Origin of the sequence: Pseudomonas spelaei (assembly GCF_009724245.1) — a bacterium.
Lineage (GTDB): Bacteria > Pseudomonadota > Gammaproteobacteria > Pseudomonadales > Pseudomonadaceae > Aquipseudomonas > Aquipseudomonas spelaei.
Genome location: NZ_WNNK01000003.1, coordinates 62,799 through 84,758, shown reverse-complemented (window position 1 = coordinate 84,758; position 21,960 = coordinate 62,799). Strand labels below are relative to the sequence as shown.

The 21,960-nt window shown below is 59.0% G+C and carries 22 protein-coding genes; 10 read left to right on the top strand and 12 right to left on the bottom strand.

All coding sequences use genetic code 11. The features are described 5' to 3' along the window. Positions 1–276 (top strand): peptidylprolyl isomerase, encoded by a 276-nt coding sequence (locus tag GNF76_RS04605; protein WP_010564624.1) that lies wholly within the window; start codon positions 1–3, stop codon positions 274–276. Between the two features lie 78 nt (positions 277–354). Here GNF76_RS04605 and GNF76_RS04600 read toward each other — a convergent pair whose 3' ends face one another. The 8 genes from GNF76_RS04600 to GNF76_RS04565 form a co-directional block, all read right to left on the bottom strand. Next, complete coding sequence (locus GNF76_RS04600) at positions 355–1,275, bottom strand: sugar kinase (RefSeq protein ID WP_155581998.1); 921 nt, start codon at positions 1,273–1,275, stop codon at positions 355–357. Positions 1,276–1,375: 100 nt separating this feature from the next. Beyond that, positions 1,376–2,584 carry an amino acid deaminase gene (locus GNF76_RS04595; protein ID WP_155581997.1) on the bottom strand — a complete coding sequence of 403 codons (1,209 nt, stop codon included), beginning with the start codon at positions 2,582–2,584 and terminating at the stop codon, positions 1,376–1,378. A 17-nt stretch (positions 2,585–2,601) separates the two neighbouring features. Further along, positions 2,602–3,366, bottom strand: a complete 765-nt coding sequence (locus GNF76_RS04590; RefSeq protein ID WP_155581996.1) for an IclR family transcriptional regulator — start codon at positions 3,364–3,366, stop codon at positions 2,602–2,604. A 191-nt stretch (positions 3,367–3,557) separates the two neighbouring features. Then, positions 3,558–3,947: a RidA family protein gene (locus tag GNF76_RS04585; RefSeq protein ID WP_155581995.1), complete on the bottom strand. Its 390-nt coding sequence runs from the start codon at positions 3,945–3,947 to the stop codon at positions 3,558–3,560. Between the two features lie 15 nt (positions 3,948–3,962). Next, positions 3,963–4,748 carry an amino acid ABC transporter ATP-binding protein gene (locus tag GNF76_RS04580; RefSeq protein ID WP_155581994.1) on the bottom strand — a complete coding sequence of 262 codons (786 nt, stop codon included), beginning with the start codon at positions 4,746–4,748 and terminating at the stop codon, positions 3,963–3,965. Beyond that, the gene (locus GNF76_RS04575) at positions 4,745–5,407 is read right to left on the bottom strand and encodes an amino acid ABC transporter permease (RefSeq protein WP_155581993.1); all 663 of its coding nucleotides are present in this window, start codon (positions 5,405–5,407) and stop codon (positions 4,745–4,747) included. Before GNF76_RS04575 ends, GNF76_RS04580 begins: the two co-directional genes overlap by 4 nt. 9 nt (positions 5,408–5,416) lie before the next feature. After that, the gene (locus GNF76_RS04570) at positions 5,417–6,079 is read right to left on the bottom strand and encodes an amino acid ABC transporter permease (RefSeq protein WP_155581992.1); all 663 of its coding nucleotides are present in this window, start codon (positions 6,077–6,079) and stop codon (positions 5,417–5,419) included. Positions 6,080–6,131: 52 nt separating this feature from the next. Beyond that, positions 6,132–6,980: a transporter substrate-binding protein gene (locus tag GNF76_RS04565; protein ID WP_155581991.1), complete on the bottom strand. Its 849-nt coding sequence runs from the start codon at positions 6,978–6,980 to the stop codon at positions 6,132–6,134. A gap of 345 nt (positions 6,981–7,325) precedes the next feature. On the opposite strand from GNF76_RS04565, the gene GNF76_RS04560 reads away from it, so the two are divergent. Beyond that, complete coding sequence (locus GNF76_RS04560) at positions 7,326–7,730, top strand: thioredoxin family protein (RefSeq protein WP_155581990.1); 405 nt, start codon at positions 7,326–7,328, stop codon at positions 7,728–7,730. On the opposite strand, the gene GNF76_RS04555 is transcribed toward GNF76_RS04560, so the two are convergent. From GNF76_RS04555 to rpiB, 4 genes are all read right to left on the bottom strand, one after another. After that, positions 7,666–8,508 (bottom strand): PhzF family phenazine biosynthesis protein, encoded by an 843-nt coding sequence (locus GNF76_RS04555; RefSeq protein WP_155581989.1) that lies wholly within the window; start codon positions 8,506–8,508, stop codon positions 7,666–7,668. The two genes, GNF76_RS04560 and GNF76_RS04555, sit on opposite strands and share 65 nt — an antisense overlap. Before the next feature lie 39 nt (positions 8,509–8,547). Next, positions 8,548–10,116 (bottom strand): TerC family protein, encoded by a 1,569-nt coding sequence (locus GNF76_RS04550; protein ID WP_155581988.1) that lies wholly within the window; start codon positions 10,114–10,116, stop codon positions 8,548–8,550. A 394-nt stretch (positions 10,117–10,510) separates the two neighbouring features. Beyond that, the gene (locus tag GNF76_RS04545) at positions 10,511–11,491 is read right to left on the bottom strand and encodes a sugar-binding transcriptional regulator (protein ID WP_155581987.1); all 981 of its coding nucleotides are present in this window, start codon (positions 11,489–11,491) and stop codon (positions 10,511–10,513) included. 63 nt (positions 11,492–11,554) lie between these two features. Beyond that, on the bottom strand, positions 11,555–12,016 hold the full coding sequence (gene rpiB / locus GNF76_RS04540; RefSeq protein WP_155581986.1) for a ribose 5-phosphate isomerase B: 462 nt from the start codon (positions 12,014–12,016) through the stop codon (positions 11,555–11,557). Positions 12,017–12,299: 283 nt separating this feature from the next. Between rpiB and GNF76_RS04535 the strand changes: the two genes are divergently transcribed. From GNF76_RS04535 to GNF76_RS04500, 8 genes are all read left to right on the top strand, one after another. Continuing rightward, positions 12,300–13,787, top strand: a complete 1,488-nt coding sequence (locus GNF76_RS04535; protein ID WP_155581985.1) for a sugar ABC transporter ATP-binding protein — start codon at positions 12,300–12,302, stop codon at positions 13,785–13,787. After that, on the top strand, positions 13,784–14,776 hold the full coding sequence (locus GNF76_RS04530; protein WP_155581984.1) for an ABC transporter permease: 993 nt from the start codon (positions 13,784–13,786) through the stop codon (positions 14,774–14,776). Before GNF76_RS04535 ends, GNF76_RS04530 begins: the two co-directional genes overlap by 4 nt. A 54-nt stretch (positions 14,777–14,830) precedes the next feature. Next, on the top strand, positions 14,831–15,838 hold the full coding sequence (locus GNF76_RS04525; RefSeq protein ID WP_155581983.1) for a substrate-binding domain-containing protein: 1,008 nt from the start codon (positions 14,831–14,833) through the stop codon (positions 15,836–15,838). Positions 15,839–15,990: 152 nt separating this feature from the next. After that, the gene (locus GNF76_RS04520) at positions 15,991–16,746 is read left to right on the top strand and encodes an SDR family oxidoreductase (RefSeq protein WP_155581982.1); all 756 of its coding nucleotides are present in this window, start codon (positions 15,991–15,993) and stop codon (positions 16,744–16,746) included. A 28-nt stretch (positions 16,747–16,774) separates the two neighbouring features. Beyond that, positions 16,775–17,884, top strand: a complete 1,110-nt coding sequence (locus GNF76_RS04515) for an MDR/zinc-dependent alcohol dehydrogenase-like family protein (protein WP_155581981.1) — start codon at positions 16,775–16,777, stop codon at positions 17,882–17,884. A gap of 172 nt (positions 17,885–18,056) precedes the next feature. Next, the gene (locus GNF76_RS04510) at positions 18,057–19,058 is read left to right on the top strand and encodes a dihydroxyacetone kinase subunit DhaK (protein ID WP_155581980.1); all 1,002 of its coding nucleotides are present in this window, start codon (positions 18,057–18,059) and stop codon (positions 19,056–19,058) included. A gap of 3 nt (positions 19,059–19,061) precedes the next feature. Further along, on the top strand, positions 19,062–19,706 hold the full coding sequence (gene dhaL, locus GNF76_RS04505) for a dihydroxyacetone kinase subunit DhaL (protein ID WP_155581979.1): 645 nt from the start codon (positions 19,062–19,064) through the stop codon (positions 19,704–19,706). A 297-nt stretch (positions 19,707–20,003) separates the two neighbouring features. Further along, positions 20,004–21,875 carry an L-tyrosine/L-tryptophan isonitrile synthase family protein gene (locus tag GNF76_RS04500; protein ID WP_155581978.1) on the top strand — a complete coding sequence of 624 codons (1,872 nt, stop codon included), beginning with the start codon at positions 20,004–20,006 and terminating at the stop codon, positions 21,873–21,875. The last annotated feature ends 85 nt before the right edge of the window (positions 21,876–21,960 follow it).

Here is a 21,960-nt window from a genome sequence, read left to right as displayed (position 1 = left end):
ATGAAAGCCCAAGCTCGCCATATCCTGGTGAAAACCAGCGAAGAAGCTGAACAACTCAAGCAACGCATTGCCAAGGGCGAAGCGTTTGATGTGCTGGCCAAGAAATACTCCACCTGCCCGTCCGGCAAGCGCGGCGGTGATTTGGGTGAAGTGCGGCCGGGGCAGATGGTGGGCGTGATTGATGCGGTGATCTTCAAAAAGCCCGTGAAAGTGGTGCACGGGCCGATCAAGAGCAAGTTTGGTTATCACCTGGTGCAGGTGTTCTACCGGGATTGATCTGTAGCCGCTGCCTCACAGTGTCATGTGGGAGCGAGCAAGCCCGCTCCCACATTTGATCTCCACCGTTTTCAACATTCAGGCCTTCGACCAACTGCGCGGAATCAACGCCCCCGGCACCTGAATCACCCGGCTGGCCAAGCGATGCCCGGCCAATGCCGCCTGCGCAGGCGTGCCACCCTTGAGCCGACTGGCCAGGTACGCCGCACTGAACGAATCCCCCGCCGCCGTCGTATCAACCACCTTCTCGACCACCCGCGCCGGCACGGCAAAGCGCTCGCCCTCACAACGAATCAGGCATTCATCAGCCCCACGTTTGAGCACCACCTCGGTGATCTCTGGATACGCCGCGAACACCTGTTCGCTGTCTGCGTAACCAAACAACGCTCGCTCGTCATCCTCGGTCAGCAAGGCGATGTCCACCTGCGCCAAAACCTTGTGGTAAGCCGCACGCGCCGCGTCGACACTGGCCCACAAGCGCGGACGGTAGTTGTTGTCGAACACCACCTTGCCACCGCGCTTGCGGGTTTCGATCAGGGTGTGCAACAGGCGCTCGCGCCCAACCTCGCCCAGCACGGCCAGGGTAATACCGCTGAAATACAGCACGTCATAAGCCGGCAACGCCGCCAGGATCGGCTCCGCTGCCGGGGTGGTGAAGCAGTCGCGCACGGCTGCTTCGTTGCGCCAGTAGAGGAATTTGCGCTCCCCTCGGGCGTCGGTCTGGATGCAATACAAGCCCGGCAAACGCCCCGGCAGACGTTGCACCATACCCAAACCCAGGCCCTCCTCAGCCCATTGCTTGCACATGGCATCGCTGAAGCTGTCATCGCCCAGCGCCGTGACGTAATCCACAACAGGCCCTTCACCCAGTTCGCGACGCAGGTACACCGCCGCATTCAAGGTGTCGCCGCCGAAGCTCTGTTGCAAGCTGCCGTCAGCGCGGTGTTGCAGTTCGATCATGCATTCGCCGATGAGGGCGATGCGTGGAGGTGTGTTCATGCAGGAAACTCTCTTGGTGGGCTTGAGGGCCTCATCGCAGGCAAGCCAGCTCCCACATGGGATTGCATTCCAATGTGGGAGCCGGCTTGCGCGGCCAGGTCTAGAAGCAGGTATGCAGGCTTTCGACCACCTGCAACTGCTCATCCACCAGGCAACCCACCTGCCACTTGTCGAAGGTCAGGCACGGATGGGAGGTGCCGAAGGAGACGATGTCGCCAATCTTCAGCTCAACCCCGGGGGCCACCGTCATGAACGCATGCTGGTCCATCACCGCCGTGACCTTGCACGCACTCACGTCCTCACCCACCGCCGGCAGCACGCCGGCCTTGTAACGCAGCAGCGGCACAGGCAAGCCGGCGTCGTAGGCCACGTCGCGCTTGCCCAGCGCAACCACCGCAAATCCCGGTTCCGGCATGGATTGCACGTGCGCCCAGACTTCCAGGGCCGGGCGCAGGCCTTCGTTGAGGTCGCTGCGACGGTCGAGCACGCAGCATTGCGCCTCTTTGTAGATGCCGTGGTCATGGGCCACATAGCTGCCTGGGCGCAACACGCTGAGGAAGCGTCCGGCAGCGTTCTGGGCTTCGAAGGACTCGGCGATCAGGTCGTACCAGGCCGACCCTGAAGCGGTGATGATCGGCTTGCCGAGGTCGAAAGCGCCGCTGTTCTGCAGGTCCACTGCCAGGCGCACCAGGCTGGCGGCGAACTCACGGATGCCGCTGACGGCGTGGTCGCCATGGATCACGCCTTCGTAACCTTCAATGCCGGTCAGGGCCAGCGCCGGTTGGGCCTTGATCGCCTTGGCCAGGGCCAACACTTCCTGCTCGCTGCGACACCCGCAACGGCCGCCGACCACGCCGTATTCGATCATCACATTCAAGCGCAAGCCACGGGCGGCGAAGAACGCGCCCAAATCAGCGACGTTGTCCGGGTGGTCGACCATGCAATGGAAGTCGAAGTCCGGGTCGGCCAGCAAGTCGGCAATCAGCGCCATGTTCGGCGCACCCACCAGTTGGTTGGCCATCAGCACTCGGCGTACACCACCGGCATACGCGGCGCGGGTCTGCACCGCAGTGGCCAGGGTGATGCCCCAGGCGCCCTGCTCCAACTGACGCTGGAACAACGCCGGCATCATGCTGGTCTTGCCGTGTGGCGCCAGTTGCGCGCCGCTGTTGCTGACAAATGCCTGCATCCAGCGGATGTTGTGTTCCAGGGCCTCACGGTGCAGCACCAACGCAGGCAGGCTGACGTCGCGGACCAGGTGAGCACCGATTTGGGCGGCGCCTTTTTCAACGGCATTGAGGGCAGGCATGGGGATACTCCAATTCGCTATTCGTTGATGCGACGGGCCAGGTTGTTGGCACTTTCAATCAACACCCGGCGGTAGTCGTTGTAGTTTGTCCGCGCATCGTCCCGTGGGGCGACGATGCACAGGGTCGCAATGCTGATACCTTGCGCGTCCCGTACCGGGGCGGCAAAGCAATGGGTAAAGGTGTCGGCCACGCTGTCGAAGGAGAAGAATCCATCAAGGGTGGCCTGGCGGATTTGCCCGAGGAAGGTCTCCAGGGGCAGGCGCTGTCCGTCCGGCAGGATGAAGTCATCGTGGTCGATCAGATCAATGATTTGCTGGTCGCTCAGGTGCCCCAGCAACAGGCGGCCGGAAGCGGTCCAGGGGATGGGGGCGTTCTCGCCGATATCGGAGGAAATACGGAAATGCCGCTCGCCCTCACGCATCAGCGCCACCGTGTACTTGCGGCCGTTGAGCAGGCACATCTGCGCGGTTTCGTGGGTCTGGCTGACGATTTCCTGCAAGGCATGGTCGGCTTCGCGAGTCAGGTCAAAATGGCGCAAGTGCGCCTGGCCGAGGAAGTACAGCTGGCGGCCGAGGTAGACGTGGCCGTCCTTGCCCACGGTCTCGAGAATCCGCCGCTCCAGCAAGGAAGCCACCAGCTCGTAGACCGTGGATTTCGGGCTGCCAATGCCGCTGGCGATATCATTCGGACGCAGGGGCTGGCCGACTTCCTTGAGGAAATCGAGGATATCGAACGCCCGGTCCAGACCTTTGGCGCGGCGTTTGATGGTGTCTTCGGTCATGGCAGTGTCAGGTCCCGTCAAAAGTCATATGGCTGGGCGAACACAAGGGGCTCTCGATGCACAATCCCCTGTGGGAGCGGGCTTGCTCGCGAAAGCGATGTGTCAGTTGATGCATCAGTGGCTGGCGTAACGCTTTCGCGAGCAAGCCCGCTCCCACATTTGAATCATGTGCATTCAGGAAAGCAGTGCATTTAGCCTTTCTTCTTATACGCCACGCAATCAATCTCAACCTTGCAATCCACCATCATGTTCGCCTGCACACAGGCCCGCGCCGGTGCATGCTCAGGGCTGAAGTACTCACCGAACACCTTGTTGAAGCTCCAGAAATCCCGCGGGTCTTCCAGCCACACACCCACCCGCACGACATCTTCAATCGCATAACCGGCTTCTTCCAGAATGGCGACCACATTGCGCATAGTCTGGCGAGTCTGCTCGACGATCCCGCCCTGGATGATTTCGCCATCCACCGCCGGCACCTGGCCCGACACGTACAACCAGCCATCCGCTTCCACGGCGCGGGCGAAAGGACGAGGCTGGCCACCGCCGGCGGTGCTACCAGTGCCGTAACGAGTAATGCTCATAAAGGTTCTCCTTGATTAAAAACGAATATTTTTCAGAAATTCCGCCAACCGCGGCGACTGTGGGCGTTCAAAAATGTCTTTGGGCGGCCCCTGCTCTTCAATCCGGCCCTGGTTCATGAACACAATCTTGTCCGAGACTTCATAGGCAAACCGCATCTCGTGAGTGACCAGCAACATGGTCATGCCCTCTTCCGCCAGGCCCTTGATCACGCTGAGCACTTCGCCCACCAGCTCCGGGTCCAGCGCCGAGGTCACTTCATCGAACAGCATCAAGCTGGGGTTCATGGCAATCGCCCGGGCGATCGCCACGCGCTGTTGCTGACCACCCGACAACTGACCCGGAAAGTGATTGCGTCGTTCCAGCAAGCCGACCCGCTCCAGCCATTTTTCGGCCAGCGCCACCGCTTCGTCCTTGCTCATGTTCTTGACCTTGAGCAGGCCCAGGGTGACGTTCTGCAACGCCGTCAGGTGAGGGAACAGGTTGAATTGCTGGAACGCCATGCCGGTCATGGCCCGGTGCCGGGCGATGACTTTTTCCGGGTGGCGTACACGCTTGCCGGCAATGTCGCTGTAGCCGATGGACTCGCCATCCAGGGTGATCTGCCCGCCCTGGAACTCTTCCAGCAGGTTGACGCAACGCAGCAGCGTGGTCTTGCCCGAACCGCTGGAGCCGATCAGCGTGACCACGTTGCCGCGCTGCATCGACAGGTCGACGCCCTTGAGCACTTCCACCGGGCCGTATTGTTTACGCAGGCCGCAGATATTCAGCAGTGGCTGGGTTGCAGTGTGAGATTGAGTCATGGCAAGGCCACCCGCTTTTCAATGTAGCGCCCGAATAACTCGATGGCGTAGTTGATGACAAAAAACAGAAATCCGGCGAACAGATAGAACTCCAGAGTCATAAAGGTCCGGGCGATCACCTGTTGCGTGCTGAGCAGCAATTCGGCCACGCCGATCACCGACAGCAGCGTCGAGGCCTTGACGATTTCCGTGGACGAGTTGACCCAGGTCGGCAGGATCTGCCGCAGCGCCTGGGGCAACAGCACATAGCCCAGAGACTGGTAGAAGGTCAGGCCGATGGCCTTGCCCGCTTCCAGTTGCCCACGGGGAATAGCTTGCAGTGCGCCGCGCACAATTTCCGAAACGTGGGAGCCGCAAAACAGCGTCAGGCCTACGGCACCGGCCTGGAACGCGGTGATCTGCCACCCGAGCGCCGGCAGCATATAAAAGCAGGCCAACACCAGCACAAACACCGGCGTACCACGGATCAGGTCGACATATAACCGGAACGGCGCCCGCATCCAGAACTTGCCGTAGGTCAGGACCAACCCGGCCACAATGCCGATCAAAGTGCCGAAGATAATCGCCAGCACCGAGACAGATACGCTGGCCTGGAACCCCGCCCAGAGGGTTTCCCGGGCGATCCACAACTCATGCAGCCAGCTGGGGGATTCGTACATGGGAACTCCTTAGCGACGGATCGCCAGACGCTGTTCCAGGTAACGGAGCAGCATGGCGATGAGGTAACAGGCAGCCACGTAGAGCGCGGTCGTCACCAGCCAGGTTTCAATCACCCGGTAGCTTTCGACGTTGATCTTGCGGGCGTAATAGGTCAGCTCCGGCACCGCAATCGCGGCCGCCAGGGAGGTGTCCTTGAACAGCGAGATGAAGTTGTTCGACAGCGCAGGCAACACATTGCGCAGCATCACCGGCACGGTGATGTAGGCCCGGATGCGCCACTCGCCCAAGCCGATGGCCAACCCCGCTTCACGCAAGCCCTTGGGAATGTTCAACAGCCCGGCACGGAACACTTCGGTCAGGTAGGCACCGGCGTACAACGACAGGGTGATGATGAACGAGGGAATCTTGTCCAGGCGAATCCCCAGGCTCGGCAAGGCGAAGTAGATCAACAGGATCAGCACCAGGATCGGCGTATTACGGATCACCGTCACATACACCGACGCCAGGATGCGCAGCGCACGGTGTTTGGACAGCAGGGCAAACGCTGCCAGCAGGCCAATCACGCAGCCGATGGCGATCGACAGCAATGCCAGTTGAAGGCCCAGACCGAGCCCCGCCAGCAAGGTATCGAAATCGCGCCATACGGCGGCGAAGTTCAACTGATAGTTCATGGTCAGCAGTACCTTGTTCGGGGCGCCGCGAGCGACACCCCATGCTCACACATCATTTGAATTCGACCGGAAAACCAATCGCCGGCTCCGGCAGGTCTACACCAAACCACTGCTTGAACGACGCCTTGTACGTCGGAAACTCAACGCCGGTCATGGCTTCATGCAGTGCGGTGTTGACGAAGTTCAGCCAGTCCTGATCGCCACGTTTGACGGCGCAGGCGTAGGTCTGCGGGCTCCAGGCGTAGGTCGGGCTGCGATAGCGGCCAGGGTTTTGCACCATCAGGTACTTGACCGAGGATTGGTCAGTGGCAGCAGCGTCGGCGCGGCCGGAGTTCACCGCCTGGTACATCAGGTCGACGCTGTCGTACTGGTCGACCTTGGCCTTGGGCAGCGCCTGGTGCACCAGTTCTTCGGCGTAGACGTTTTGCAGCACCGCCACGGTGACGCCGTCGCCCGCAGCTTGCAGGTCTTCGATTTCCTTGTACTTGCTGTTGGTCGGCAGCAGCAGGCCAACGCCTTCGCGGTAGTACGGCAGGGTGAACGCCACCTGCTGTGCACGGCTGGCGGTGACGGTGATGAACTGGCAGCTCATGTCGACCTTGTCGGTCAACAGGTTGGGAATCCGCGCGTCGGAGGACTGCACCACAAACTCGACCTTGCTTGGATCGTTGAACAATCCCTTGGCCACGATGCGGCCGATGTCGATATCAAAACCTTGCAACTTGCCATCCGCTCCCTGGAAGTGCCACGGCGCATTGGTACTGCCTGTACCCACGATCAGGTGCCCACGCTTGAGCACATTGTCGAGCTTGCTGTCCGCCGCCTGCACAACGCTTGCGAGGGACGCCGATGCGGCGAAGAGAAAAACACACGCTTTAAACACGGAAGGTCGGTGATGCATGACAAGCACTCCAGGAGTTGTGTATTCCGCTATACCGGAACTTAGTATGTAACAACGGAATAGACAGCAGAAAGTGTGCCACAGCACCTGTAGGAAAAATACGTAGTTAATTAACTCTTTTAAAATCAGATAGATAAAGATTGGTGACGGAAGTGGAAGTCAGCCTGCAGCTGGAATCACATTGCTACCGTTGGCCACACACATCGGGGACGGGCCACATTTAAGTGCGCAAATGTGACGTTACCGCGCACAGGGGACCTGTGAATTCTGACAGTAGACCGGTTCAGTCTCGTGGATTAGCGTGAGCAAAGGTGCCATCCGGCCTATTCGCTCAAGGAGATCATCATGGGGATTGCGACGGCAGTCATCGCCAATGCAGAGGACTACCAACGGGAACTGAGCACACCCTTGCCGGTTTTCATGCTGTTTATCTCCGAGCACTGCCCGGCGTGCGGGGAAGCCGGGCCGCTCTTTGAACGCATTGCCGGAAAATATGCCAATACCGTGAAAAGCCTGGTACTGGACACCGCCCAGACCCCACGACACCCGGATGTAACCGGCACCCCTACGCTGTTGATATTTCAAAACGGCCAGATGGTCGAGAAGCTCAAGGGGTTTGGCCCCCAGGAAGACCAGGAGCAAACCGTGAAGGACACATTCAGCCGCTACGCCACGGGTATGGAGATCAGTCCTCCAACATCAACCGAGCCGTCCCCGACACCCGAATCGACGCCCCCTTCTCATCGGTAATCTGCGCCTGCAACCGCGAGCGGCTGCCCATGTCCTCACCCTGGACAATATTGATGCAGCCCTCGTGCGGCCAACCCAGGTCCCGCAGGTAACCGGCAAAGGCCGCCGTCGCCGCACCGGTTGCCGGGTCCTCATACACCCCACCCGAAGCAAACGGGTTGCGGGTATGGAACAACGTCGGCCCCTCAGCGAATACCAACAGCACGGTCACCAGCCCGGCATCGGTCATGAAGCGCCGGCCGGCGCCCAGCTCGTAGTGCATCTGACTGAGCTTGGCACGGCTGTCGAGGGCCAATACCAGATGAGTCGCCCCGCCATTGATCAGCGCGGGCGGCAGGCCTGGGTCCAGATCATTGCGGCTGTAGCCGAACAATGCCAGGCCCGCCGTCACCAGCGCATCACTGGCCGGGCCGCTGCGGGTCGGCGGCGATTGCAACGCCGCCTCGATCAGTTGGCCTTCGCTGCGGCCGCTGACGGTGATATCGCCATTGTTCAAGCTCAGGTGAAACTCACCATCTCCCAACGCCAGGCTTAAGGCGGCACCGAGGGCGATGGTGGCATGCCCGCAAAACGGCACCTCGGTTTCCGGCGAAAAGTAACGCACCCGCCAACCATCCTCTTGCGGACACGCGAACACCGTTTCCGAATAACCCACCTCATGCGCGGTGCGCTGCATATCCTCGACATCTGGCAGCGTGTCGCCAATCCATACACCAGCGGGATTGCCGCCTTGCTCACCATCGGAAAACGCTGCGATTTTCAGAACATCCAGGATCATTGCACATGGCCTTTTGAAGGAGTGGGCAGGTTTGAGATCCTATCGAAACTGCGCATCCAAAGGAACCAGGCGAACCTGGGTCACCCGCCGCTCTTCCACCGCCGCCACCGTCAGGCGCCAACCTTCATGCTCCAGGCTATCGCCCACCACCGGCAGGCGGTCCAGCAGGCTCATGACCAACCCGGCCAGCGTCTGATAGTCCTGCGTCTCCACCGACTTGAAGCCGGTACGCTGACGGATCAGGCTGAGATTCAAGGCACCACTGACCCTGAACCCACCCTCTTCCTCCACCACATCCGGCCCTTCGATTTCACTGGCGTCCGGCAATTCGCCAGCGATGGATTCGAGGATGTCGGTCATGCTCAATACGCCCATGAAATCACCAAATTCGTTGATCACGAACGCAATGTGAGTTGACGCCTGACGCATCTGCTCCAGGGCATTGAGGATCGAAAAGCTCTCCAGCAGATTCACCGCCCGACGGGCCAGGAGCTCAAGGTCGGGCTCATGACCGGCCAAGTATTCCTTGAGCAGTTCTTTCTTGTGCACAAAGCCCAGCGGCTCATCGATCGCGCCATTGCGGATCAGCGGCAGGCGCGAATAGGAAGAGTGCATCAGCTTCAGGCGAATCGTGTCGGCATCGTCCGCCAGGTCGATGGTGTCGACGTTGGCGCGCGGCGTCATCAGGCTGCGGATCGGCCGCTCGGCCAATTGCAGCACGCCGCTGATCATCACACGCTCGCGACGGTCGAATAGCGGACCTTGGCTGGCATCCGTTTCACCCAGCAGGTCAGCCACCTCTTCACCCACCTCTTCCACCGCCAGAGTCCGGCCACCCAGCAGGCGCATCACCGCATGCGCCGTACGCTCACGCATCGGCAACGCGCCCTGGGCAGATTGCTTGCGGCGCGCCCGGGCGATCTGGTTGAACACCTCGATCAGGATCGAGAAACCAATGGCCGCGTACAGGTAGCCTTTCGGAATGTGGAAGCCCAAGCCTTCGGCGGTCAGGGCAAAGCCGATCATCATCAGGAAGCCCAGGCACAGCATGATCACCGTCGGGTGCGCATTGACGAAGCGGGTCAGCGGCTTGCTGGCGATGATCATCAGGCCGATGGAGATGATCACGGCGATCATCATCACCGCCAACTCGTCCACCATGCCCACGGCGGTAATCACCGCGTCCAGGGAGAACACCGCGTCCAACACCACAATCTGCGCCACGATCGGCCAGAACATGGCGTAAGCGGCATTACCGGTGCGCACGCTGATGTGGCCTTCGAGGCGCTCATGCAATTCCATGGTGGCCTTGAACAGCAGGAACACACCACCAAACAGCATGATCAGGTCGCGACCGGAGAAGCTCTTGTCGAACACCTCGAACAACGGCTGGGTCAGGGTCACCAGCCAGGAAATACTCGCCAACAGGCCCAGGCGCATCAGCAAGGCCAAGGACAAGCCAATCAGCCGCGCACGGTCACGCTGCTCCGGCGGCAGCTTGTCCGCCAGGATCGCGATAAACACCAGATTGTCGATGCCCAGCACCAGTTCCAACACAATCAACGTCAACAGGCCGAGCCAGGCCGTTGGATCCGCTAACCATTCCATATCAATGTCGTCTCGTTAAAAATTTTCAGAATGCCGGACACGGCAAGATGCGGTCAGAAGACCGGGAGAACATTGATAATCGAAAGACCGGATGCTTGGCCCGGATGCGGGCGCTCAGCGGGAACGGGGACGGCGAGTGTCTTGGGGAAAGACGACTGGGAGGCTCCGAGAGGGTGTTCATGCAAATCCTGTAGCGGAAAAAGGACTTGAATCGTACAGGCGAAAGGCAAATTCCCTACAACGCAAAACTATTACAAGATCTGTACCTGCAAGCACCCAAATACCCGTGTGGGAGCTGGCTTGCCTGCGATAGCGGCATACCCGCCAATAAATAGGCAAGCTGACCCACCGCTATCGCAGGCAAGCCAGCTCCCACATTTCGATCAATGGGGTGTCAGTTTTTTCGGGTCGCATCATCCAGTGCCAGGATGGTGTGGGCATTGGTCACGGTAGTCGCCAATGTATTGATCACACCCGACCGCAACGCCCCCAACGTCGCCGCCGCCTTGGTGTTTTCACTGGCAATCGCCACCACGTCCGGAATCCGAAACAACTCCTGCACGGTCAAGCCGATCACCCGCCCCTGAATCGCGTTGATCGCAGGCTGGCCGTGAATATCAATGAAGTCGTACCCCATCATGTCACCCACGGTGCCGGACAACCGGGCCTGGGCAATCTCCTGGGGCGAGAACCAACCCATGCGCACCATGTTGCTGTTTTCGCTCATGTCGCCAATGCCGATCAGCGCCATGTCGGCACGGCGGGCGCGGTCCAGGGTGGAGCGCACGGTGTCGTTGCTGATCAGCACCCCGCGCAGCTCCGGGTTGGCCACCAGGGCCGGGGCGTACAAGCTTTCACTCTCGCCGCCAAAACGCAAGGCCAGGCGTCGGCAGATGTGGTCGGGGTTCATGTATTCGCCGGCCTTGAGCGAACCGCCGATGGCACAGACAAACGTGCAGTTGCGGGTCACCGGCAAAAACACATTGTCGGCCACCGCGCCGACGTTACGGCCCATGCCCACGGCGACAATCATGCCGTCGCTCAAGGTCTTGTTCAGGTAGTTGGCCACCAGGCTGGCAACGGCCGAACGCTGGGTGTCCGGGTCACTGTGGTCGACCGCAATCAGCGCACGGTCCAACTGGAAGCGCTGCACCAGCGCCTGCTCCAGTTCGTTATTCATCGCCGGATGCTGCAGCACCCGCACCTCGACAATCCCTTCATCCCGTGCGCGCTTGAGCAGGCGGCTGACTTTTGCCCGAGACAGGTCGAAGCGCTTGGCGATGGCTTCCTGAGTGACGTTCTCAAGGTAATAGAGCATCGCCACTTCGGTCATCAGATCGATATCGCTGGCAATGCGCTGGGTACTGTCACTCATGGGCACGGGCTTCCGTTTCGGCGTCAAAGGCGCATTCTCCCGACTATAGACCCGTCACGTCCACTACTGATGCCCGTCGCGCTCGATCGCATTGATACGGTCGACCTTGGCCCCGGAACGCGCCGCCTCGAACTCCGATTCCAGGAACGACTTGACGACGCTTTTCGCCAGTTCCGCGCCGATCACCCGCGCGCCGATGGACAGGATCTGCGCATCGTTGCTCTTGCGTGCCCGCTCCGCCGAATAGGTGTCATGGGCCTGGGCTGCGCGAATCCCCAGGACCTTGTTGGCGGAAATGGCCATGCCAATCCCCGTGCCGCACACCAATACCCCCAGTCGCTGCTGCCCGGCATTGATCGCGGTGGCCACCGCCAGGGCGATGTCCGGGTACAGCACCGGCGCAGTGGAATGGGTGCCAAAGTCGGTCACCGGGTAGCCCAGGGCTTCGATATGGCGCTTCAACAGTTCTTTGAGCTCGTAACCCGCTTCATCGCATCCGATAGCCACCGGGAAGGGTGTGTTCATGGCGTCTGGCTCCGCTGCCGTGGTCCTGCTTAAGATTGATCAAATGATCACTCTATGAAATTTCTATCAGCTATTTCTCAGATATTCGCCTCCCCCTGTCAAGCAAGATTTAACTGACTCGCCAGTCAAAGCCCTCTAAAAGGGCATGATTTGCGCAAACAGAGGCTTTTACATCTTTTCCATGAAAGAGATTGACTGATCAGAATTTCATTTGATACACATATGATCACAGCGAAACATGACTGTGCGACCTAATAAGAATTCACAGCACGAGGACACGCCGATGGCCACGCCATTACTGCTCCAGGCTGAACACGTCGCCAAGGCCTACGCCGGGATCCCTGCCCTGCGTGACGGGCGCCTCTCTCTGCGGGCCGGCAGCGTTCACGCCCTGTGCGGCGGCAATGGCGCAGGCAAATCAACTTTTCTCAGCATCCTGATGGGCATCACGGCGCGTGATGCCGGCACCATCGCGCTCAACGGTTCGCCCGTGCATTTCCATCGGCCCAGTGAGGCCCTGGCGGCGGGGATCGCGATGATCACCCAGGAGCTGGAACCAATTCCCTACATGAGCGTCGCCGAAAACATCTGGCTGGGCCGCGAACCGCGCCATGCCGGTTGCATCGTCGACAGCAAGGAATTGAACCGCCGCACTCGGGAGTTGCTGGAAAGCCTGGAGTTCGAGGTGGACGCCACCAGCCCCATGCATCGCCTCAGCGTGGCGCAGATCCAACTGGTGGAGATCGCCAAGGCGTTCAGCCACGACTGCCAGGTAATGATCATGGATGAGCCCACCTCCGCCATCGGCGAGCGTGAGGCAGAAACCCTGTTCAAGGCCATCCGCCGCCTGACGGCCCGTGGCGCCGGCATCGTTTATGTGTCTCATCGCCTCAGCGAGCTGGCGCAGATTGCCGATGACTACAGCATCTTTCGCGACGGCGCCTTCGTCGAAACCGGACGCATGGCCGATATCGATCGTGCGCATCTGGTGCGCGGCATCGTTGGCCAGGAACTGACGCGGATCGATCACAAGGTCGGCCGCGAATGTGCTACCGAGTGCTGCCTGGACGTGGACCGCCTGAGCCGTGCCGGCGAGTTCCAGGACATCAGCCTGCAACTGCGCCAGGGCGAAATTCTGGGCATCTATGGCCTGATGGGCTCCGGGCGCAGCGAGTTCCTCAACTGCATTTACGGCCTGACCACACCCGACTCCGGCAGCGTCACCCTGCAAGGCAAACCGATGCCCGTCGGCTTGCCCAAGGCGACCATTCGCGCCGGCATGTCCCTGGTCACCGAAGACCGCAAAGACAGCGGCCTGGTGCTCAGTGGCAGCATCCTCTCCAACATCGCGCTGTCGGCCTACAAGCAGCTGTCGAGTTGGTCACTGATCAATGCCCGCAAGGAAAACCAACTGGCCCAGGACATGGTCAAGCGCCTGCAGATCAAGACCACCTCCCTGGAGCTGCCGGTGGAGTCCATGAGCGGCGGCAACCAGCAGAAAGTGGTGCTCGCCAAATGCCTGTCGACCCAGCCGATCTGCCTGCTCTGCGACGAACCCACGCGCGGTATCGATGAAGGTGCCAAGCAGGAGATCTATCACCTGCTGGACCAATTCGTGCGCGCCGGTGGTGCGGCCATTGTGGTGTCGTCGGAAGCACCGGAACTGCTGCACCTGAGCGATCGAATCGCTGTCTTCAAGGGCGGCCGACTGGTGACCATCAGCACTGACACCGCCCTTTCCCAGGAAGCCTTGTTGAGTCTTGCCTCATGAACGCCAAAACAACCCTGTCCACACCCGTCGCCGCTCCAGTCAAGGCCGCCCCGCGCAGCCGCCTGCGCCTGTCCCTCGACCGTTTCGGCCTGCCGCTGGTGTTTATCCTGCTGTGCGTGGTGATGGCGTTTTCCAGCGAATACTTCATGACCTGGCGCAACTGGATGGACATCCTGCGCCAGACCTCCATCAACGGCATTCTCGCGGTGGGCATGACCTATGTGATCCTGACCAAGGGCATCGACCTGTCAGTGGGCTCGATCCTGGCCTTTGCCGGGCTGTGTAGCGCGATGGTCGCCACCCAAGGCTACGGCCTGCTGGCGGCGGTCAGTGCCGGGATGTTTGCCGGCGCCATGCTCGGGGTGGTCAACGGCTTCATGGTTGCCAACCTGTCGATCCCCCCCTTTGTCGCCACCCTCGGCATGCTGAGCGTAGCCCGAGGCATGACCTTCATCCTCAACGACGGCAGCCCCGTCACCGACCTGCCCGACGCCTACCTGGCGCTGGGCATCGGCAAGATCGGCCCGATCGGCGTGCCGATCATCATCTTCGCGGTGGTGGCGCTGATTTTCTGGATGGTGCTGCGCTACACCACCTACGGCCGCTACGTGTATGCGGTGGGCGGCAACGAGAAGAGCGCACGCACCTCGGGGATCGGCGTACGCAAGGTGATGTTTTCGGTGTACGTGGTGTCCGGGCTGCTCGCCGGGCTGGCCGGCGTGGTGTTGTCGGCACGCACCACCTCCGCCCTGCCCCAGGCCGGCATGTCGTATGAGCTGGACGCCATCGCCGCCGTGGTGATCGGTGGCACCAGCCTCTCGGGCGGCACCGGCAGCATCGTCGGCACGCTGTTCGGCGCCCTGCTGATCGGGGTGATCAACAACGGCCTGAACCTGCTCGGCGTGTCCTCCTATTACCAGCAGGTCGCCAAGGGCCTGATCATCGTGCTCGCCGTGCTGATTGACGTGTGGCGCAAGAAAAAACGCTAGTCCCTGTGCTCTGAACCGAACTGAACGACCATAACAATAACCGGAGTTCTCATCATGAAATTGGGTACGACTTTAGCCGCCGTCGCGGCACTCTCCCTGCTCGCCAGCAGCATCGCCCTGGCCGCCGATGGCAAGACCTACAAGATCGGCGCCGCCGTGTACGGGCTCAAGGGCCAGTTCATGCAGAACTGGGTCCGCGAGCTGAAGGAACACCCGGCGGTCAAGGACGGCACCGTGCAATTGACCGTGTTCGACGGCAACTACGACGCGCTGACCCAGAACAACCAGATTGAAAACATGGTGACCCAGCACTACGACGCCATCCTCTTTGTGCCGATCGACACCAAGGCCGGTGTCGGCACCGTGAAGGCGGCCATGGCCAATGACGTGGTCGTGATCGCCTCCAATGCCAAGGTCGCCGACGCCAACGTGCCGTACGTGGGCAACGACGATGTGGAGGGCGGTCGCCTGCAGGCCCAGGCCATGGTCGATAAGCTCAAGGGTAAGGGCAACGTGGTAATCATCCAGGGCCCGATTGGCCAGTCGGCGCAGATCGACCGGGAAAAGGGCGAGATGGAAGTACTGAGCAAGCACCCGGACATCAAGATCATCGAGAAAAAGACCGCCAACTGGGACCGCGCCCAAGCCCTGACCTTGACGGAAGACTGGCTGAACGCCCACCCCAAAGGCATCAACGGGGTGATCGCGCAGAACGACGACATGGCCCTGGGTGCCGTGCAGGCGCTGAAGTCCCACGGTTTGTCATTCAAGGATGTGCCGGTGACGTCCATCGACGGCATGCCGGATGCGATCCAGGCCGTGAAGAAAGATGAAGTCATCACCTTCCTGCAAGACGCCCAGGCCCAATCCCAAGGTGCGCTCGATGTCGCGCTGCGCGCCCTGGCCGGTAAGGATTACAAACCCAAGTCGGTGATCTGGGAGCGCTATGCCAAGGACGTGAAATGGGGTGACGGTACCGACAAGAACTACATCCTGCCGTGGGTACCGGTGACCAACGCCAATGCCGATGCGCTGTATCAGCAAGTCAGTGGCGGTAAGTAGCAACGCGGTCAATGTGGGAGCTGGCTTGCCTGCGATGCAGGCACCTCGGTGCATCAGGTGCATCCGATCGATGCCATCGCAGGCAAGCCAGCTCCCACACTTAACCGAGTCCACCATTAGATCTGCACTGTCAGCAAGAAGGAGTCATGTTCATGTCTGGATTCTGGAATCAGGCCTTCGACCTCACCGGCCGCTGCGCCGTGATCACCGGCGGGGCCGCCGGGATTGGCCTGGCCTGTGCCAGCCTGCTGGTGGAACGCGGCGCGCGGGTCGCCCTGCTCGACCGTGACCCGGCCGTCGTCGACGTGGCCGCCAGCCTCGGCGCCGGGAACATCGGCATTGCCGTGGACCTGCGCCAGCTCGATCAGGTGCAAAGCACCGTCGATTACGTGTTCGATCACTTCAAACGCCTGGATTACCTGGTCAACAGCGCCGGTGTCGTGATGCTGGACAAGGCCGTGGACGTCAGCGAAAACGCCTGGGACACCACCCTCGACATCAACCTCAAGGCCAGCTTCTTCGTGGCCCAGGCCTGCGCCCGGCACATGCTTGCCCAGGGCAGCGGACGCATCATCAACCTGGCTTCCCAGGCGGCGGTGATCGGCCTCGATCGCCACGTCGCCTACTGCGCGAGCAAGGCGGCCATCGTCGGCATGACCAAGGTGCTGGCCATGGAATGGGCGCCGCACATCAACGTCAACGCCATCTCCCCCACCATCGTTGAAACCGCCCTGGGCAAGAAGGCCTGGGCGGGCGAGCTGGGCGAACGCGCCAAATTGCAGATCCCGGCGGGCCGCTTCGCCCTGCCGGAGGAAATCGCCGGGCTGGCGCTGTACCTGCTCAGCGATGCCGCCAAGATGATCACCGGCGAAAACGTGATGATCGACGGCGGCTACAGCATTCAATAATTCACCTTTTGTCGTGAGGTTTATCGTCATGTCCACCGAACGCACGTCCGAACAACTGTCTCCCGTCATCCCCAAGACCATGCAAGCCGTGGTCTGCCATGGCCCCGAAGACTACCGCCTGGAAACCGTCGACGTGCCGACACCCGGCCCCGATGAAATCCTCACCAAGGTCGAGCTGTGCGGCATTTGTATGGGCGATATCAAGACCTATCGCGGCGCGCCGTCGTTCTGGGGCGACGCCGAGCAGCCACGCTACGTCAAGCCACCGATGATCCCCGGTCATGAGTTTGTCTGCCGCGTGGTCGCCCTCGGCCCGGGCGCTGAAAAGCGCGGAGTGAAGGTCGGTGACCGAGTGATTTCCGAACAGATCGTGCCGTGCTGGGGTTGCCGCTTCTGCAATCACGGTCAGTACTGGATGTGCCAGAAACACGACCTCTACGGCTTCCAGAACAACGTCCAGGGCGCCATGGCCCAGTACATGATTTTCACCAAGGAAGGCATCATCCACAAAGTGCCGGATTCCATCGCCCCGGAGGAAGCGATCCTGATCGAACCGCTGGCCTGCTCGCTGCACGCCGCCGAACGGGCCAACGTCGATTTCGATGACATCGTGGTGGTCGCCGGGGCCGGCACACTGGGCCTGGGGATTATCGGCGCGGTGCGCATGCGCAACCCGAAAAAACTCATCGTCCTCGACATGAAACCCGAACGCGCCGCCCTCGCCTTGCGCATGGGCGCGGACGAGGTGTGGAACCCGGCCGAAGTCGATGTGATGGCGAAGATCCGCGAGATCACCGACGGTTATGGCTGCGACATCTATATCGAAGCCACCGGGCATCACAAGGCGGTCAACCAGGGCCTGGCGATGCTGCGCAAACTGGGGCGTTTCGTCGAATTCAGCGTCTTCAACGACGAGGCCACGGTAGATTGGTCGATCATCGGCGACCGCAAGGAACTGGACGTGCTGGGCTCACACCTGGGCCCGTACATGTACCCGCGGGCCATCGATTTTATCGGTAACCGCAAGATCGACATGCGCGACGTGGTGACCCACACATTTGCGCTCGCGGACTTCAAGGAAGCATTTGCGGTGATGGAGCGCGGGGACAAGTCCCTTAAAGTCGTACTCGAACCCTGATTTTCGCAACGACACGTATCTCTGTGGGAGCCAGGCTTGTGTGGGAGCTGGCTTGCCTGCGATAGCATCGACTCGGTGCTCATGACAGACCGAGTCGCCTGCATCGCGGGCAAGCCCGACTCCCACAAAAAACCGGCCCACACATTAAAACAAGAACACAGGAAACCGCGTTATGAATCGAGTGATCAATGATCCGGACCACGTGGTCGAGGATATGCTGCGCGGCATTCTGGTCGCCCATCCAGAGCTGTGCCAAAGCGGCAGCAATCCCCGGGTCATCAGCAAGGCCAAACCTTCCCGCCAGGGCCAGGTAGGCATCGTCACCGGCGGCGGCTCCGGCCATGAACCCGCCTTTCTCGGCTACGTGGGCCCTGGCCTGGTAGATGCCGTGGCCGTCGGCGAGATTTTTTCTTCGCCCACCGCCAAAAGCTTCTTCGACGCCTTCCGCGCTGCCGACCACGGGGCCGGTGTGGCGTGCCTGTACGGCAACTATGCCGGCGACAATATGAACGTGAAGCTGGCAATGAAAATGGCCGCCAGCAAAGACATGCAGATCCGCACCGTGGTCGCCAACGACGACGTAGCCTCGGCGCCTAAAGCCGACATCGCCAAGCGTCGTGGCGTGGCCGGGGAAATCTTCATGTGGAAAGTTGGCGGTGCCGCCGCCGCGCAGCATTACGACCTGGACGGGGTGATTCGTGTCGCACAGAAAGCCGTCGACCACTGCCGCTCCATCGGCATCGGCCTTACGCCCTGCACCATTGCGGCGGTGGGCAAGCCGAATTTCCAGATCCCGGACGGCCAGATGGAACTGGGCATCGGCCATCACGGCGAGCCGGGCATTGAAGTGATCCCCATCGAGTCCGCCGCCGCCATGGCCGAACGCATGCTGGCGCCGATTCTCGCCGACCGTGATTTCAGCCAGGACGACAGCGTGGTGGTGCTGGTTTCGGGCCTGGGCGCAACGCCGGTGATGGAGCTGTATATTTTCTACGCCGAGGTCGAGCAACAGCTCAAGGCCAAGGGCCTGAAGATCCATCGCTGCTACGTCGGCAACTACTTCACGTCGCTGGAGATGATGGGCGTGACCTTGACCTTGCTGGGCCTGGATGCCGAGCTGAAAACCCTGATCGACCACCCTTGCCGCTCCATCGGCATGACCCAGGCGGAGTGAACCATGAACCAGCATTTCTCCACCCATGACGGCAGCGCCATCATCACTGACCTGGTGAGCGTGATCGTCGCCAACCGCGACTATTTGAGTGAAGTCGACGGCGCCATCGGTGATGGTGACCACGGCATCAACATGGCCAAGGGTTTTGCCCATTGCGGCCGTACCATTGAAGGCCGCCAATTGACCCTGGCCGAAGCCCTGGACGAGCTGACCTTGAGCCTGATGGAAGGCATCGGCGGCTCCATGGGGCCGCTGTATGGCAGCCTGTTTATTGGCATGGCAGATGAAGTACGCGGCAGCGACGAGATTGATGCCACCACCTTTGCTCACTTGTTGCGGGGCGGCCTCACGTCCTTGCAAGACATCACCGAAGCGGGCGTGGGTGACAAGTGTTTGATGGACACCCTGATTCCGGCGGTGGAAGCGTTTGAGCAGGCCCATGCGTCCGGCGCATCGTTCAGCGACGCCCTGGACGCGATGAAAAGTGCGGCGTCTCAAGGGCGTGACTCAACCAAGGACCTTGTGGCGAAAATCGGCCGCGCCAGCCGACTGGGGGAACGTTCGTTAGGAGTACTGGATGCGGGGGCAGTGTCGTGCTGTTTGATCCTGACCCGGCTGGCGGATTCGGTGCAGCCTAGACTTTTATAAAACCTGATAGCTCAACGGGGCACCGGTGCAATGCCAGCCCCTATAAGCCAAAGAGTTCCCTCTCCTGCCCCTTCAAAAAGCCCACTTGCCCCCCAAAAAGCGTAATCGAGATTTTTCCTACAGATTGCGCAATATCAAATTGATATAAATTCTCAACCTTAAGCTCACCGCTTAACAATGACTTACATGGGTTTTAGCATCAACTAAACCACACATAAAACCGCCCACAAGCAACCCCGCCAACCGCATCCGCACAAACCACACTCTATTCACCCAGTAAAGAGCGGCAATCCTTAAATGCAAACGTTCAAAACAGAAAAAATTTCAAACGAGTTAGTCGGCATCATGTACGAAGAGCTTTTTTTGAGCCGCGACAAATCCACCTACGGCTACAAGCTACTCAAACAACAAGTGATTGACAGCATCACCTGCAACCAACCGTTAAAATTTCTTCTTCCTGCCTTTCCATGTAAGAGCATCAGCGCAGAAAAATGCCTATCCGACACTCCTGACATGGCTGAGTGGCTCGCTCTGAAAAAAATCGTGTCTACCATAAGAAAAATCGAAGAAGTATATGAACACGGCGTAAAATTCACCATATTCTCAGACTACCACACATTTTCAAAATATATATCCGTAGAAGCAAAAAGTTATTATCGCTATCGAGAAGGCTTGAAAAAAATAATCAATGCTTTCAACTGCGATGGTGCGCTGGAACTGAAATCACTGTCAGACCATGAGGCCTTCGCCTCGTACAACGATGACGAGCAAATGGATATTCTATGGGAACTCTACGGGGATGAAACATATGAAAGCACACTAGACAAAGTAATCGCTACCGATAGCAGTGTACGTAAAAAATACATTTCACTAAAAAAATTTATGGGTGACGATCAGAAAGCCCTTATCGGTTCACTTGGAAAGTCCAAAAGAAACAAACGAATCTCGGAAATCGCCCGAGGCATGATGACGCAAGGCGTCGCGCTAGATAATTTTCTCCATCAGACCTTTCCACACCATATCCGCTTGAGTATTCACCATCATCCTGATGAGAGCGCAAAGCATACACTCCAACTTTTTGATAAAAGCTTATTCAAGACACCCTGGCATAACTGCGTAACGTTCTCAGCAGCAACCGGAAAATACCTGATCGATAGACGAAATTCTGCGACCTGCCAAGGCGAGAATCATCAGAGCATTATATCTCCAATTTATTTTGAAGACAGAGCATGGCTTTTATTGGAGCTTCCAACACCAAACCCTAACTCGAGAGAATACTTAAAAAAAATAAAATTCTCATTACGCAAAGAGGACTTCGCTTTATTCATCGAAAGCACGAGCACAGACCTTAACATATCCGAAATCAGCAACATCGCAATAAGCAATTTATTGAATGAGTTCGGCATATTAATTTTTCGAAACTTAAAGACATTTGAAACAGTCAATGATCTAGAATCATGGTATTCGGGAAGAGGTCAGTTTTTGGAATGGAGCTTTGGCGCCACCCACATTGTAAAGCCAGAGTTAGAGACACAAGGATATACATCTTCCGTAACATCAGAAGAAGCATTACCTTTTCATTGGGACATGGTTTCTCCTCCACCTTATATGAAAATCGATCAAACCAAGCACAAATATCACGAATACACACCGAAAGAGTTCTTGCTCTACTGCAAAAGCAATGAAAGCTCCGAGGGCGGCCTGAGCACCATTATTAACTCTTCCATGGTTCCTCTCACCATAAATGGAAGAAAGAGAAAAGCATTTCGTGAAACCACACTGGCTTATAGAACCAGGCTCTCCTATTTTGGTGGAACAGAAAGAAACTACCCTCTCATCATGACGGTACCTGGAACAGAAAAAGAGCTACTGCGTTGGTGGCAGATGTGGGATGAGGAGAGCCATCCCGGCAGCGTGCAATTCAATTATTCAAGAATATTAGAGTCACCCTTATATGACGACATCACTACACTGGAAAAAGAAATAACAGCCATCGCGTTGAACGACGCAAATCATCTCACTCTTGAATTTCGGACCGGGGACATTGTTTTGGTAAATAATCATACAGTCCTACACGGGCGAACAGCATTCAAAGGCCACCGAGAGCTTTGGCGAATTCAGCTGCAACCAGAGCTCCCCGCTGTACAATCAACGGTCAGGGAAGTGTAAGTAACGACAAAGACGAATCGACCGAGAGTGCTGATCAAGCATGAGCATTGTCCCTAAGGTCACTTAAACGGTTATTCATTGAGGT